The sequence below is a fragment of the Saccharothrix mutabilis subsp. mutabilis genome, assembly GCF_039521145.1.
GTDB classification, from domain to species: Bacteria; Actinomycetota; Actinomycetes; order Mycobacteriales; family Pseudonocardiaceae; genus Actinosynnema; species Actinosynnema mutabilis.
In genome coordinates this window covers 113,457-126,923 of record NZ_BAAABU010000008.1, presented here as the reverse complement: position 1 = coordinate 126,923, position 13,467 = coordinate 113,457, and the positions used below count along the sequence as shown (strand labels likewise).

Below are 13,467 nucleotides of genomic sequence, written 5' to 3'. Positions count from 1 at the left end.
CCCGATCGGCGGGCGGTCGCGTGGACCGCCCGCCGAGAGGATCACTTCGAGTAAAGCTCGACGATGAGCTGTTCGGTCACCGGCGTGTCGATCTGCGCCCGCTCCGGCAGCTGGTGCACCAGGATGCGCAGGTTGGACTGCACGACCTGGAGCCACGCCGGGATCGGGCGGTCACCGAAGGACGCGCGCGCGGCCTCGAAGGGCAGCGTCGGGAGCGACTTCGGCTTCACGTCGATGATGTCGAACTTCGACACCCGGTAGCTCGGGATGTTCACCTTCTGGCCGTTGACCAGGAAGTGCCCGTGGCTGACCAGCTGGCGAGCCTGGCGACGGGTGCGCGCGAGGCCCGCGCGGTACACCACGTTGTCCAGACGGGACTCCAGGATCTGGAGCAGGTTCTCACCGGTCTTGCCGGTGCGGCGGACCGCTTCCTCGTAGTAGCGGCGGAACTGCTTCTCCAGCACGCCGTACGTGTAGCGGGCCTTCTGCTTCTCCTGGAGCTGGAGCAGGTACTCCGACTCCTTGATGCGACCGCGGCCGTGCTGGCCGGGCGGGTAGGGACGGCGCTCGAACGCCTGGTCCCCACCGACGAGGTCGACCTTGAGCCGGCGCGAGATGCGGGTGGCCGGTCCGGTGTAGCGAGCCATGTGTGCTTACTCCTCCCCGTGCCTCAGACCCGGCGCCGCTTGGGCGGGCGGCAGCCGTTGTGGGGCTGCGGGGTCACGTCCTGGATGGTGCCGACCTCGAGACCGGCGGCCTGGAGGGAACGGATCGCGGTCTCGCGGCCGGAGCCGGGACCCTTCACGAACACGTCCACCTTGCGCATGCCGTGCTCGGCGGCCTTGCGGGCGGCGTTCTCGGCGGCCATCTGCGCCGCGAACGGCGTCGACTTCCGCGAGCCCTTGAAGCCCACGTGGCCGGCGGACGCCCAGCTGATCACGTTGCCCATCGGGTCCGTGATGGACACGATGGTGTTGTTGAACGTGCTCTTGATGTGCGCCTGGCCGTGCGAGACGTTCTTCTTTTCCTTGCGCCGGACCTTCTTGACCCCGGCGCCCGTGCGGGACTTGGGTGGCATATCTGGGTGATCTCCTACTTATGGGTGCGCGAGGTTACTTCTTGCCGGCCTTCTTCTTGCCCGCAACGGTCTTCTTCGGACCCTTACGAGTACGCGCGTTCGTCTTGGTGCGCTGCCCGCGGACGGGCAGGTTGCGACGGTGGCGCAGACCCTCGTAGCAGCCGATTTCCATCTTGCGGCGGATGTCGGCCTGAACCTCGCGGCGGAGGTCACCCTCGACCTTGAAGTTGTTCTCGATGTAGTCCCGCAGCTTGGCGAGGTCGTCGTCGCTGAGGTCCTTGACGCGCAGGTCAGGGGAGATCTCAGTGGCGGTCAGCAGCTCCTTGGAGCGCGTGCGACCGATGCCGAAGATGTAGGTGAGCGCGATCTCCATCCGCTTCTCGCGGGGGAGGTCGACGCCAGCGAGTCGTGCCATGCGGCGATTGCTCCTGTCGTTTCTCTCCAGGTCTGCTCCCCGTCCGCTCCCGGGACTGACTCGCTGTTGTCAGTTCCGGCCGCTCTCACGGTCGGTGTCCCGGCCCCGGCCTGGAGTCCGGGGGTGTGCTCCTCGGGTGGTGCGTCGAGGAGCAGGTGCGGGGAGGCTTGCTTGTCTTGCGTCGGTGAGGACGCTGCGACGTGGCTGTCTGCTCAGCCCTGGCGCTGCTTGTGGCGCAGGTTCTCGCAGATGACCATGACCCGGCCGTGGCGGCGGATCACCTTGCACTTGTCGCAGATCTTCTTGACGCTCGGCTGGACCTTCACGCCTGAGCTCTCCTGCTGGTAGCCCCGGTGCACCGGTCGCCCGGTGTCACCGTGGAGGTCACTTGTAGCGGTAGACGATGCGCCCGCGGGACAGGTCGTAGGGCGAGAGCTCCACGACAACCCGGTCCTCAGGGAGGATGCGGATGTAGTGCTGACGCATCTTGCCGCTGATGTGTGCCAGGACCTTGTGCCCGTTCTCCAACTCGACGCGGAACATCGCGTTGGGGAGCGGTTCGACTACGCGGCCCTCGACCTCAATGGCCCCGTCCTTCTTGCCCATGTCCTCCGCGTTTCGTGACGGTGGTTAGCTTCCACTTGGCTGTGGAGCACGCGCGGAACCCCGACTCCTTCAGGCCCTTGCGAACCTGCCAGCCGGCGGTAAGGTGCGTCACAGGCATGGCGGAACCGGCGCTACGTGTGCGCCACCCGTCCATAGTACGCGCGTCGGCGGGTATGCCCAAATCGGGGCTGTCAACCCGCCGCGCGGTCGCGCCCGACGAGGAGCCAGATCACACCCAGGACGGCCCCGGACGGCATCGCCACCCACAGGAACCACGGGTGGACCACGCCTTCGCCGCCGAGCACGCTCACCAGCAGCCAGATCGCGAAGTTGAACGCGCTCACGCTCAGCCAGATCGTGGTGAGCACCTTCAGCGCGGACGGCCCGCGGGGCTTCACCCGCACCGGTGGCGGCGGGGGCGGGGGCAGGGGCCGCTCGACCACCTGCGGCAGGTCCGCGGTCAGGGCCACCAGCTCACCACGGGTCTTCGCCCGCCAGACCGCCACGACCCGCTCGTCGAACTCGGCGAGGTCCAGGCTGCCGTCGGCGTGGGCGCGGTGGAGCAGTTGCTGCACGACTTCGCGCTCGGCGTCGGAGGCCCGCATGTCCTCGGGCCGCACGGGGAGGCTCACGCGTCAATCGTGGCCACCGGCCACCCGCCGAAGAAGGGGGCTAACCCCCGTATCCGCGCTCGGGCGGCCCGGACTCGCCAGCGGCCCGCTACTGGCGTCCGTCAGTCTTCTTCGAGCGCCGTCAGCACCCAGGGGCCGTCGTCGGTGATGGCCACGCTGTGCTCCCAGTGCGCCGCCCGCGACCCGTCCGTGGTCACCACGGTCCAGCCGTCGTCCAGCTCGGCGGTCCGCTCGCTGCCCAGGGTCAGCATCGGCTCGATCGCGATCGCCATGCCGACCTTCAGGCGCGGACCCTTGCCGGGCTTGCCGTAGTTCGGCAGGAACGGGTCCATGTGCATCTTGGTGCCGATGCCGTGGCCGCCGTAGCCGTCCACGATGCCGTACTCGACGCCGTCGCGCTCGCCCGCCAGGATCGTGGCCGACTCGATGGCGAAGGAGATGTCGCTGAGCCGCCCGCCCGGGACGGCCGCCGCGATGCCCGCCACCATCGACTCGCGGGTCGCCTCGGACAGCTTCAGCTCCGCCTCGGTCACCGTCCCGACCGCCAGGGTCACGGCCGAGTCGCCGTGCCAGCCGTCGAGGATGGCGCCGCAGTCGATGGAGATGAGGTCGCCCTCGGCCAGGACCTGCGTCTTGCTCGGGATGCCGTGGACCACCTGCTCGTTCACCGACGCGCAGATGCTCGCCGGGAACCCGTGGTAGCCCTTGAAGCTGGGGATCGCGCCGGCGTCGCGGATGGACTGCTCCGCCAGCTCGTCCAGCTCGGCCGTGCTCACGCCGACCTTGGCGTGCTCGGTGAGCAGCGCCAGGGTGCGGGCCACGACCAGGCCGGCGGCCCGCATGGCCTCCAGCTGGCCGCGGCTCTTGATCTCGATCATGCGGTCACCCGGGACGATCCTGCGCAGCGCATCGAGCAGGCCACCGGTCACTTCTCGCCGCGCGCGGCGCGCAGGGCGGCCAGGGCCCGCTCGCTGATCTCCTCCACGTCGCCCACGGCGTCGATGCTCACGACGATGTCGGCGTAGTGGTCGAGCAGCGGCGCGGTCTCGGTGCGGTAGACCTGCTGGCGGTGGCGGATGACCTCTTCCTTGTCGTCCGCCCGGCCGCGGGCGAGCAGGCGCTCCACCACGACGTCCTCGTCGATCCGGAACTCCAGCACGGCGTCCAGGGCGTGCCCGTCCGCGGCGAGGATCTCGCCGAGCACGGCCGCCTGGGCGACGTTGCGGGGGAACCCGTCGAGCAGGAAGCCGTCCTTGGCGTCCTCCTGCGACAGGCGCTCCCGCACCATCTCGTTGGTGACCGCGTCCGGCACCAGCTCGCCGGAGTCCAGGTACTCCTGGACCTCCTTGCCGAGGTCGGTCTGCTGGCTGATGTGCGCGCGGAAGAGGTCCCCGGTGGAGATGTGCGGCACGCCGAGCTTGGTCTTGAGCAGTTCGGCCTGAGTGCCCTTGCCCGCTCCGGGCGGGCCGACGAGAACGAGTCGCACTAGCGGAGGAACCCTTCGTAGTTGCGCTGCATGAGCTGGCTCTCGATCTGCTTAACAGTGTCGAGGCCGACGCCCACCATGATCAGCACCGCCGTGCCGCCGAACGGGAAGTTCTGGTTCTGGCCCTGACCGGTCAGGTCGAGGAACAGGTTCGGCAGGATGGCGACGATGCCCAGGTACAGCGAGCCCGGCAGCGTGATCCGCCCCAGCACGAAGCGGAGGTACTCGGCGGTGGGACGCCCGGGGCGGATACCCGGGATGAACCCACCGAACTTCTTCATCTCGTCGGCACGCTCGTCGGGGTTGAACGTGATGCCCACGTAGAAGTAGGTGAAGAAGACGATCAGCAGGAAGTACGCCGAGATGTGCACCGGGCTGGACTGGCTGACCAGGTGCGTCTGGACGAACGTCTCCCACCAGCTCGGCGCGGACCCGTCGGTGGACGTGGTCAGGCGCGAGATGAGGTCGGGCAGGTAGAGCAGCGACGAGGCGAAGATGACCGGGATGACACCGGCCTGGTTCACCTTCAGCGGCAGGTAGGTCGAGGTGCCGCCGTACATGCGGCGACCGATCATGCGCTTCGCGTACTGGACCGGGATGCGGCGCTGGGCCTGCTCCACGTAGATGACGCTGGCGATGATCAGCAGGGCCGCGACGCAGACCAGGAAGAAGGTCAGGCCACCGCGCTGGAGGATCAGCTGGCCCTCGTGCGGGATGCGGGCGGCGATGCCGGTGAAGATCAGCAACGACATGCCGTTGCCGATGCCCTTCTCCGTGATGATCTCGCCCAGCCACATGATGACGCTGGTGCCCGCGGTCATGGCGACGACGATGACGACGAGGTTCCAGACGCTCTGGTCCGGGATGACGTCGTGCTCGCAGTTCTGGAACAGCTGGCCGCGCACCGCGAGCGCGATGATGCCGGTCGACTGCAGCACCGCGAGGGCGATGGTCAGGTAGCGGGTGTACTGGGTCAGCTTGCCCTGGCCCGCCTGGCCTTCCTTCTTCAGCTGCTCGAACCGCGGGATGACCACGGTGAGCAACTGGATGATGATGCTCGCGGTGATGTAGGGCATGATGCCCAGCGCGAAGATCGACAGGTTGAGCAGGGCGCCGCCGCTGAACAGGTTGATCAGCGAGTAGACACCCTGCTGGTCGATCTGCTCGGCGCAGAGCCTCACGTTCTTGAAGGAGACGCCCGGCGCGGGCATGGTCGCGCCCAACCGGTACACCACGACGATCCCCAGGGTGAAGAGGATCTTCTTGCGTAGGTCCGGCGTCGCGAGAGCCGAGCGGAATGCGCCGAGCACGCGAACCTCCATCAGCGTTGCCGCCCCGCCTGGGTCGGCATCCTGCGGTACCGGCTGTGTTGCCGGCACAGTCTTGCGGTGGTGGCGGACGCGGGGGTAGCCGCGACCGACCCGGAGGACATCCGGGTTCAGCCCGCGACTTTAACAGCCGCGAAGCGGGTTGCCGTAGCCAGCCGCCCTTCACACTTCGTACCCGATCAAGACCCGGCGTTCGCAAGCCGCCGAATGGATCAAGTTGCAGCCGGTGCCCGACCGGTCTCAGCGGGTGGCGCTCGTGGCCAGGACCCCCGCCATCCCGAGCAGGAGCGTCCCGGTCCCCTGGTCCAGCCGGCGCCGCGCGCGGGCACTGAGGTCGGCCCGGCGGATGATCGCGCCAACCGTCACGTAACCGGCCCCTGCCAGCACTTCCGCTGCCAGGTAGACCGCACCGAGCACGACGAGCTGAGCCTGCACGGAGCCCCGCGCGGGGTCCACGAACTGCGGGACGAAGGCGGTGAAGATCAACAACGCCTTCGGGTTCGTGATCGCGACGAGGAACTCTTTGCGCAGCGGGTTGCCGCTCTTCGGGGTCGAGGAGGCCTGTGATGGTGTGAAGAAGATGCGCGCGGCGAGGTAGACGAGGTAAGCCACCCCGAGCCACTTGATGACGGTGAGCGCGGTGGTGGACGCGGCCAACACCGGCCCGAGCCCGGCCACAACGGCAACGATCATGAGGGCAAACGCGAACAGCCGCCCGACCAGGGCAGTCACCGCTTTGAGCGCCCCGTGGTGCACGGCGTGGTGCATGCCGAGCAGGTTGTTGGCACCAGGCGTGAGAGCAACCAGAACAGCCGCACCAAAAAAGACCACCAGCCACATGCGCCCACGCTAACCCGCCACCGCAACTGCTTTCTGCTGTGCGCGAACACCCCACACCATCTCGAATGGCCACCAAGGCCCCCCAGACCGCCACCAACGCCCAGCCGGACCATCCCACCCGGCCACGCCCTACAGCCACCCTCAGCACGCCTTCGCCACACAACCACACCGCGCCACCCACACGCCCTTCGCCGCGCTCCGCGCGGCTCCGCCGCGCAGCGGCGGCTGAGCTACCAGCCACAAGGGGCCTTCGTGTTCCCCACCGTATGACCTGCCCGAAGGGCTACCACACTTTTCGGGGGTCGGGCCAAAAAGTTTTGCGAGGAACGAGCAAAAGTTTTTCGACCGACCCCCGAAAAGTGTGGTCGGCTCCGCCAGGTCATGCGGTGGGGAACACGCAGGCCCTTCCCCCCACTGGAGGCCTCCCGGCCGCTTTTACGCTTTTGATCTTGAGAGCGCGCCAGCGCGTCCAAGAACCGCGAAGCGAGGACACCCCTCCGGAGGAGGAGGAGACAGCGAACGGCCCCCGGCGCGGGAGGCACCGGGGGCCGTTCAGGCCTTGCTGTAGTTCAATCCTGCCACTTCAGTGCGTCAGCACCGTCGCAGTGCGTCAGCACCGTCGCAGTGCGTCAGAGCACCGTGGTGGTGCCGCCGGCCGCCGCGATCTTCTCGACCGCGCTGCCCGAGAACTTGTTGGCCACGACGTCCAGCTTGACGCCGTTCAGGTCGCCCTCACCGAGAACCTTGACCAGCTCGTTCTTGCGCACCAGACCGGCGTGGACGAGGGCGTCCACGTCGACCCGGCCACCGTCCGGGAACACCCGGGCCAGGTCGCCCACGTTCACGACCTGGTACTCGGTGCGGAACGGGTTGCGGAAGCCCTTGAGCTTCGGCAGGCGCATGTGCAGCGGCATCTGGCCACCCTCGAAGCGCGGGGAGACGTTCTTCCGCGCGCCGGTGCCCTTCGTACCGCGACCGGCCGTCTTGCCCTTGGAGCCCTCACCGCGACCGACACGGGTCTTCGCGGTCTTGGCGCCGGGGGCCGGACGCAGGTCATGGATCTTGATGGTCACGACTGGACCTCCTCGACGACCACCAGGTGGCGCACGGCGTGGATGAGCCCGCGCACCTGCGGCGTGTCCTCGCGGACCACCGACTGGCGGATCTTGCGCAACCCCAGGGTCCGGAGGGACTCACGGTGGTTGTGCTTGGTACCGATGCTGCTCTTCACCTGGGTGACCTTGAGCTGAGCCATGATCACACCGCCCCTGCGCGAGCGCGGAGCATACCGGCGGGAGCGACGTCCTCCAGGGGCAGACCGCGACGGGCAGCCACCTCCTCGGGACGCTGGAGACCCTTCAGGGCCTCCACCGTGGCGTGCACGATGTTGATGGCGTTGTCCGAGCCCAGCGACTTGCTCAGCACGTCGTGGACACCGGCGCACTCCAGCACCGCGCGGACCGCGCCACCGGCGATGACGCCGGTACCGGCCGAGGCCGGGCGCAGCAGCACGACACCGGCCGCCTTCTCGCCCTGCACCGGGTGGGGGATCGTGCCCGCGATGCGAGGGACGCGGAAGAAGTTCTTCTTCGCCTCCTCGACACCCTTGGCGATCGCGGCCGGGACTTCCTTGGCCTTGCCGTAGCCGACACCGACCATGCCGTCGCCGTCGCCGACGACGACCAGAGCGGTGAAGCTGAAGCGACGGCCACCCTTCACGACCTTGGAGACGCGGTTGATCGCAACCACGCGCTCCAGGTGCGGGGTCTTCTCCTGGGCCGCGCCGCCGCGACCGCCGTCACGACGGTCGCGACGCTCTCCGCGCTCGCCCCCGCCGCCTTCGCGACGCGTGCGTCCTGGCATCAGGCGTCCCTCTCAATTCCGAAGATGTGCATTGTCAGAACTCCAGCCCCGCCTCGCGGGCGGCGTCGGCCAGAGCAGCGATCCGGCCGTGGTAGGAGTTGCCACCGCGGTCGAACACGACCTTGGTGATCCCGGCGTCCTTGGCGCGGGCCGCGGCCAGCTGGCCGACCTTGGCGGCCTTGGCCTTCTTGTCGCCCTCCACCGCGCGGACGTCCGCCTCCACCGAGGAGGCAGCCGCCAGGGTGTGGCCGGCGAGGTCGTCGATGATCTGCACGGTGATGTGCTTCGACGACCGGTGCACGACCAGGCGCGGACGCTCCGGCGTGCCGCTGACCTTCTTGCGGAGGCGGAAGTGACGGCGCGTCTTGGCGATGCGGCGGGTGGTCGAGATGTCCTTGCCGACCGGCTTGCGCTTCGTTGCAGTCTCGCTCATGTCACTTACCCGTCTTTCCGACCTTGCGGCGGATCTTCTCGCCCGCGTAGCGCACGCCCTTGCCCTTGTACGGGTCGGGCTTGCGCAGCTTGCGGATGTTGGCGGCGACCTCGCCCACGAGCTGCTTGTCGATGCCGGCCACGGAGAAGCGGGTCGGGGTCTCCACCGCGAAGGTGATGCCCGCGGGGGCCTCGACCTTGACCGGGTGGCTGTAACCGAGCGCGAACTCCAGGTCGGAACCCTTGAGCGCGACGCGGTAACCGACCCCGTGGATCTCCATCTTCTTCTCGTAGCCCTGCGTCACACCGACGACCATGTTCTGCACCAGGGTGCGCGACAGGCCGTGGAGCGAGCGGCTGCGACGCTCGTCGTTCGGGCGCTTCACCTCAAGAGTGCCGTCCTCGGCCTTCTCGATGATGATCGGCTCAGCGATCGTGAGCGACAGGGTGCCCTTGGGACCCTTGACGCTGACGTCCTGGCCGTCGATGTTCACGTCGACCCCGGAGGGGACGGTGATCGGCAGCTTTCCGATGCGCGACATTGGCTTGTCCCCCTTCCCTTACCAGACGTAGGCGAGGACTTCGCCGCCCACGCCCGACTTGTTGGCCTGACGGTCGGTCATGAGACCGCCGGAGGTCGAGATGATCGCGACGCCCAGACCGCCCAGCACCTTCGGCAGGTTCGTCGACTTCGCGTACACGCGCAGACCGGGCTTGGACACGCGGCGGAGGCCGGCGATGCTGCGCTCCCGGTTCGGGCCGTACTTCAGCTCGATGACGAGCTGCTTGGCGACATCGCCCTCTTCATCGCGGTAGCTCGCGATGTAGCCCTCGCGCTTGAGGATCTCGGCGATGTTGGCCTTGAGCTTGGAGTGCGGCATCACGACCTTGTCGTGGTAAGCCGAGTTCGCGTTCCGCAGACGCGTCAGCATGTCTGCGATCGGGTCGGTCATCGTCATGGTGACCTGGTCAACCTTTCTCGCTGCGGTTCCCCAGTCAGGGTCCGCGGCCGGGTGCGGGAGTCCCCGCACCCCAGCCGGGTCGTGAGCGGGCCTACAGCGAAGTGGGATTTTCGAAAAACCTGCCGGTGGGCGGGTCTACCAGCTCGACTTGCTCACGCCGGGCAGCTCGCCCCGGTGGGCCATCTCGCGCAGGCAGATCCGGCACAGGCCGAACTTGCGGAACACCGAGTGCGGCCGGCCGCAGCGCTGGCACCGGGTGTACCCCCGCACCTTGAACTTCGGCTTCTTGGCCGCCTTGTTGATCAGAGCCTTCTTGGCCATCAGCTCAGTTCTCCTTGAACGGGAAGCCCAGGGCCTTCAGCAGCGCCCGGCCCTCCTCGTCGTTGGTGGCGGTGGTGACGACCGTGATGTCCATGCCGCGGGGGCGGTCGATGGCGTCCGGGTCGATCTCGTGGAACATCGACTGCTCGTTGAGGCCGAACGTGTAGTTCCCGTTGCCGTCGAACTGCTTGCCGGACAGGCCGCGGAAGTCGCGGATGCGCGGCAGCGCGATCGTCAGCAGGCGGTCCAGGAACTCCCACATGCGGTCGCCGCGCAGCGTCACGCGCGCACCGATCGGCATGCCCTCGCGCAGCTTGAACTGGGCGATGGACTTGCGCGCCTTGCGGACCTCGGGGCGCTGGCCGGTGATGATCGACAGGTCGCGCACGGCGCCCTCGATCAGCTTGCCGTCGCGAGCGGCGTCGCCGACGCCCATGTTCACGACGACCTTCACGACGCCCGGGATCTGCATCACGTTGGCGTACTCGAACTGCTTGCGCAGCTCCGCGACGATCTCCTCGCGGTAGCGCGTCTTCAGCCGAGGGATGGTCTTCTCAACGGTCGTCATCAGATGTCCTTCCCGTTACGACGGGAAATGCGGACCCGCTTGCCCTCGTCGTTCGTCCGGTAGCCCACACGGGTCGGCTTGCCGTCCGAGTCGACCACCATCACGTTGGACACGTGGATGGGGGCCTCCTGGGTCACGATGCCGCCCGACTGCGCGCCGCGCTGGGTCTGCGTGATCCGGGTGTGCTTCTTGATGCGGTTGACGCCCTCGACCAGGACGCGGTTCTCGGCGGGGTAGGCCTGGATGACCTTGCCGCGAGCGCCCTTGTCCTTGCCGGCGATAACGACGACGGTGTCGCCCTTCTTCACCTTCATCAGAGCACCTCCGGCGCCAACGAGATGATCTTCATGAACTTCTTGTCGCGGAGCTCGCGACCGACCGGGCCGAAGATGCGGGTGCCCCGCGGCTCGTTGTCGTTCTTGATGAGCACCGCGGCGTTCTCGTCGAACCGGATGTAAGAGCCGTCGGGACGGCGCTTCTCCTTGACGGTGCGGACGACGACCGCCTTGACGACGTCACCCTTCTTCACACCGGCGCCGGGGATGGCCTGCTTCACCGTCGCGACGATGATGTCCCCGATGCCCGCGTAGCGGCGGCCCGAGCCACCGAGAACACGGATGCAGAGGATCTCCTTCGCACCGGTGTTGTCGGCGACGCGCAGCCGCGACTCCTGCTGGATCACTTACCTTCTCCTGACCATTCCTGGCCCGCCAGATTGCCGACCTGACGGGCTCGGTCCGTGGTTTTACTTGGCCTTTTCGAGGATCTCGACGAGGCGCCAGCGCTTGGTGGCCGACAGCGGCCGGGTCTCCATGAGCAGCACGCGGTCGCCGACGCCGGCGGAGTTCTGCTCGTCGTGCGCCTTCACCTTGGTGGTGGAGCGCATGACCTTGGAGTAGCGGCGGTGCTTCTTGCGGTCCTCGACGGCGACCACGATCGTCTTGTCCATCTTGTCGGACACGACGTAGCCCTCGCGGACCTTGCGCTCGCCGCGCGTCTGAGTCTCAGTCACTTCGTTCTCGCTCATGCCGCACCCTCACCAGTGGAACCGTCGGGAGAGGCCGACAGGCCCAGCTCCCGCTCCCGCATCACGGTGTAGATCCGGGCGATCTCGTGCCGGACCGTGCGCAGCCGGCGGTTGTTGTCCAGCTGCCCGGTGGCCATCTGGAAGCGGAGGTTGAACAGCTCCTCCTTCGCCTCCCGAAGGCGCAGCACGAGCTCTTCCTCGGTGAGCTCGCGAAGCTCGGAAGCGGTGGTACCCGCTGCCATCAGAACTCACCACCCTCACGCGTAACGATGCGGCACTTCATCGGGAGCTTGTGGATCGCGCGGCGCAGCGCCTCGCGGGCCACCTGCTCGTTCGGGAAGCTCATCTCGAAGAGCACCCGACCCGGCTTGACGTTGGCGACCCACCACTCCGGGGAACCCTTACCGGAACCCATGCGGGTCTCGGCGGGCTTCTTGGTCAGCGGGCGGTCCGGGAAGATGTTGATCCAGACCTTGCCACCACGGCGGATGTGCCGCGTGATGGCGATACGCGCCGACTCGATCTGGCGGTTGGTCACGTAAGCGGGCTCCAGCGCCTGGATGCCGTACTCGCCGAAGGTGACCCTCGTGCCGCCCTTGGCAGCACCGGACCGACCGGGGTGGTGCTGCTTGCGGTGCTTAACCCTGCGCGGGATGAGCACGACTCAGCCCTCCGTCTTCTCTTCGGTCGCGGCCGGGGCGTCCGCGGTCTCCGCCGCGGCCCGTCCGGCTTCGGTGCTCGTCGCCGTGGTGCCGCTGGCGCCGGAACGACGGGCCCGGTTCGGGCGCTCGCCGCGGTCGCGGCGCGGGGCGCGCTCGGCGGACGGCGCGGCGTCGCGCTCGCGCTTGGCGCTGAGGCCACCGACGACGTCACCCTTGTAGATCCACACCTTCACGCCGATGCGGCCGAACGTGGTGCGGGCCTCGAAGAAGCCGTAGTCGATGTCGGCGCGCAGCGTGTGCAGCGGCACCCGGCCGTCGCGGTAGTGCTCCGAGCGGGACATCTCGGCGCCGCCGAGACGACCGCCGCACTGCACGCGGATGCCCTTCACCTGGGGCGAGCGCATGGCCGACTGGATGGCCTTGCGCATCGCGCGGCGGAACGCCACGCGGTTCGACAGCTGCTCGGCCACGCCCTGCGCGACGAGCTGCGCGTCCGCCTCGGAGTTCTTCACTTCGAGGATGTTGAGCTGCACCTGCTTCTTGGTGAGCTTCTCCAGCTCACCGCGGATGCGGTCGGCCTCCGCACCACGACGGCCGATGACGATGCCCGGCCGGGCGGTGTGGATGTCGACGCGGACCCGGTCGCGGGTGCGCTCGATCTCCACCTTGGAGATGCCGGCACGCTCCATGCCACGGCCGAGCAGCTTGCGGATCTTGACGTCCTCGGCCACGTACTCGGCGTACTGCTTGTCGGCGTACCAGCGGGACTTCCAGTCGGTGGTGATCCCCAGCCGGAAGCCGTGCGGGTTGATCTTCTGGCCCACTACCGGGTTCCCTTCGCGCTGGACTTCTTCGGACGCGACTCCACCTCGACGGTGATGTGGCTCGTCCGCTTGCGGATCCGGTACGCACGGCCCTGGGCGCGCGGGCGGAACCGCTTGAGGGTCGGACCCTCGTCCACGTAGACCTTGGACACCCACAGGGTGTCGGGGTCCAGGGACAGGTTGTTCTCGGCGTTGGCCACGGCGCTCGCGAGCACCTTGCGGACCGGCTCAGATGCCGCCTGCGGCGCGAACTGGAGCACGGCCAGGGCCTCGCTGGCGCTACGACCCCTGATGAGCTCGACGACGCGGCGCACCTTCATCGGCGTGTCGCGGACGTAGCGAGCCCGAGCCACGGCGCGCGGAAACTCCTGCGCCTCAGCTTCGTTACGGGCGTTCATCGCTGCTTCCCCTTGCTCTTCCTCT

General features: G+C 68.0%; 25 protein-coding genes. All 25 read right to left on the bottom strand.

The window, feature by feature from the left end:
- Positions 1-41 precede the first annotated feature (41 nt).
- Positions 42-647 carry a 30S ribosomal protein S4 gene (gene rpsD / locus ABD126_RS19920; protein ID WP_343935358.1) on the bottom strand — a complete coding sequence of 202 codons (606 nt, stop codon included), beginning with the start codon at positions 645-647 and terminating at the stop codon, positions 42-44.
- A 23-nt stretch (positions 648-670) separates the two neighbouring features.
- Entirely contained in the window at positions 671-1,078 is a 408-nt protein-coding gene (gene rpsK / locus ABD126_RS19915; protein ID WP_033436732.1) for a 30S ribosomal protein S11, read from the bottom strand.
- A gap of 34 nt (positions 1,079-1,112) precedes the next feature.
- Complete coding sequence (gene rpsM, locus ABD126_RS19910) at positions 1,113-1,493, bottom strand: 30S ribosomal protein S13 (protein WP_121224935.1); 381 nt, start codon at positions 1,491-1,493, stop codon at positions 1,113-1,115.
- Positions 1,494-1,705: 212 nt separating this feature from the next.
- Entirely contained in the window at positions 1,706-1,819 is a 114-nt protein-coding gene (rpmJ, locus tag ABD126_RS19905) for a 50S ribosomal protein L36 (protein ID WP_010148647.1), read from the bottom strand.
- Positions 1,820-1,877: 58 nt separating this feature from the next.
- Entirely contained in the window at positions 1,878-2,099 is a 222-nt protein-coding gene (infA, locus tag ABD126_RS19900; protein ID WP_005166804.1) for a translation initiation factor IF-1, read from the bottom strand.
- Between the two features lie 191 nt (positions 2,100-2,290).
- Positions 2,291-2,731: a DUF1707 SHOCT-like domain-containing protein gene (locus tag ABD126_RS19895; RefSeq protein WP_343935357.1), complete on the bottom strand. Its 441-nt coding sequence runs from the start codon at positions 2,729-2,731 to the stop codon at positions 2,291-2,293.
- A gap of 101 nt (positions 2,732-2,832) precedes the next feature.
- Positions 2,833-3,609 (bottom strand): type I methionyl aminopeptidase, encoded by a 777-nt coding sequence (gene map / locus ABD126_RS19890; protein ID WP_343935356.1) that lies wholly within the window; start codon positions 3,607-3,609, stop codon positions 2,833-2,835.
- A gap of 47 nt (positions 3,610-3,656) precedes the next feature.
- On the bottom strand, positions 3,657-4,217 hold the full coding sequence (locus tag ABD126_RS19885; RefSeq protein ID WP_343935355.1) for an adenylate kinase: 561 nt from the start codon (positions 4,215-4,217) through the stop codon (positions 3,657-3,659).
- Complete coding sequence (secY, locus tag ABD126_RS19880; protein ID WP_343935354.1) at positions 4,217-5,527, bottom strand: preprotein translocase subunit SecY; 1,311 nt, start codon at positions 5,525-5,527, stop codon at positions 4,217-4,219. Before secY ends, ABD126_RS19885 begins: the two co-directional genes overlap by 1 nt.
- Before the next feature lie 258 nt (positions 5,528-5,785).
- The gene (locus ABD126_RS19875) at positions 5,786-6,385 is read right to left on the bottom strand and encodes a LysE family translocator (protein WP_343935353.1); all 600 of its coding nucleotides are present in this window, start codon (positions 6,383-6,385) and stop codon (positions 5,786-5,788) included.
- A gap of 629 nt (positions 6,386-7,014) precedes the next feature.
- Positions 7,015-7,458 (bottom strand): 50S ribosomal protein L15, encoded by a 444-nt coding sequence (gene rplO, locus ABD126_RS19870; protein ID WP_343935352.1) that lies wholly within the window; start codon positions 7,456-7,458, stop codon positions 7,015-7,017.
- Positions 7,455-7,640 (bottom strand): 50S ribosomal protein L30, encoded by a 186-nt coding sequence (gene rpmD, locus ABD126_RS19865; protein WP_033428588.1) that lies wholly within the window; start codon positions 7,638-7,640, stop codon positions 7,455-7,457. Before rpmD ends, rplO begins: the two co-directional genes overlap by 4 nt.
- A gap of 2 nt (positions 7,641-7,642) precedes the next feature.
- The gene (gene rpsE / locus ABD126_RS19860; RefSeq protein WP_121224926.1) at positions 7,643-8,248 is read right to left on the bottom strand and encodes a 30S ribosomal protein S5; all 606 of its coding nucleotides are present in this window, start codon (positions 8,246-8,248) and stop codon (positions 7,643-7,645) included.
- A 34-nt stretch (positions 8,249-8,282) separates the two neighbouring features.
- Positions 8,283-8,681 carry a 50S ribosomal protein L18 gene (gene rplR, locus ABD126_RS19855; protein ID WP_343935351.1) on the bottom strand — a complete coding sequence of 133 codons (399 nt, stop codon included), beginning with the start codon at positions 8,679-8,681 and terminating at the stop codon, positions 8,283-8,285.
- A gap of 1 nt (position 8,682) precedes the next feature.
- Positions 8,683-9,222 (bottom strand): 50S ribosomal protein L6, encoded by a 540-nt coding sequence (rplF, locus tag ABD126_RS19850; RefSeq protein WP_343935350.1) that lies wholly within the window; start codon positions 9,220-9,222, stop codon positions 8,683-8,685.
- A gap of 18 nt (positions 9,223-9,240) precedes the next feature.
- Positions 9,241-9,639, bottom strand: a complete 399-nt coding sequence (gene rpsH, locus ABD126_RS19845) for a 30S ribosomal protein S8 (protein ID WP_309117676.1) — start codon at positions 9,637-9,639, stop codon at positions 9,241-9,243.
- 138 nt (positions 9,640-9,777) lie between these two features.
- A complete protein-coding gene (locus tag ABD126_RS19840; protein ID WP_121224918.1) occupies positions 9,778-9,963 on the bottom strand; it encodes a type Z 30S ribosomal protein S14 in 186 nt (61 codons plus the stop codon).
- A gap of 4 nt (positions 9,964-9,967) precedes the next feature.
- Positions 9,968-10,531: a 50S ribosomal protein L5 gene (rplE, locus tag ABD126_RS19835; RefSeq protein WP_337728380.1), complete on the bottom strand. Its 564-nt coding sequence runs from the start codon at positions 10,529-10,531 to the stop codon at positions 9,968-9,970.
- The gene (gene rplX, locus ABD126_RS19830) at positions 10,531-10,845 is read right to left on the bottom strand and encodes a 50S ribosomal protein L24 (RefSeq protein WP_121224914.1); all 315 of its coding nucleotides are present in this window, start codon (positions 10,843-10,845) and stop codon (positions 10,531-10,533) included. The genes rplE and rplX overlap by 1 nt, the downstream gene beginning before the upstream one ends.
- On the bottom strand, positions 10,845-11,213 hold the full coding sequence (gene rplN / locus ABD126_RS19825; protein WP_015805282.1) for a 50S ribosomal protein L14: 369 nt from the start codon (positions 11,211-11,213) through the stop codon (positions 10,845-10,847). The genes rplX and rplN overlap by 1 nt, the downstream gene beginning before the upstream one ends.
- A 63-nt stretch (positions 11,214-11,276) precedes the next feature.
- Positions 11,277-11,558 carry a 30S ribosomal protein S17 gene (rpsQ, locus tag ABD126_RS19820; RefSeq protein WP_337728379.1) on the bottom strand — a complete coding sequence of 94 codons (282 nt, stop codon included), beginning with the start codon at positions 11,556-11,558 and terminating at the stop codon, positions 11,277-11,279.
- Positions 11,555-11,800: a 50S ribosomal protein L29 gene (rpmC, locus tag ABD126_RS19815; RefSeq protein WP_121224910.1), complete on the bottom strand. Its 246-nt coding sequence runs from the start codon at positions 11,798-11,800 to the stop codon at positions 11,555-11,557. The genes rpsQ and rpmC overlap by 4 nt, the downstream gene beginning before the upstream one ends.
- Positions 11,800-12,219, bottom strand: coding sequence for a 50S ribosomal protein L16 (rplP, locus tag ABD126_RS19810; protein ID WP_337728378.1), 420 nt, complete (start codon positions 12,217-12,219; stop codon positions 11,800-11,802). The genes rpmC and rplP overlap by 1 nt, the downstream gene beginning before the upstream one ends.
- 3 nt (positions 12,220-12,222) lie before the next feature.
- Positions 12,223-13,044 carry a 30S ribosomal protein S3 gene (gene rpsC, locus ABD126_RS19805; RefSeq protein WP_343935349.1) on the bottom strand — a complete coding sequence of 274 codons (822 nt, stop codon included), beginning with the start codon at positions 13,042-13,044 and terminating at the stop codon, positions 12,223-12,225.
- Positions 13,044-13,442 (bottom strand): 50S ribosomal protein L22, encoded by a 399-nt coding sequence (gene rplV, locus ABD126_RS19800; protein WP_337728376.1) that lies wholly within the window; start codon positions 13,440-13,442, stop codon positions 13,044-13,046. Before rplV ends, rpsC begins: the two co-directional genes overlap by 1 nt.
- Positions 13,443-13,467 lie beyond the last annotated feature (25 nt).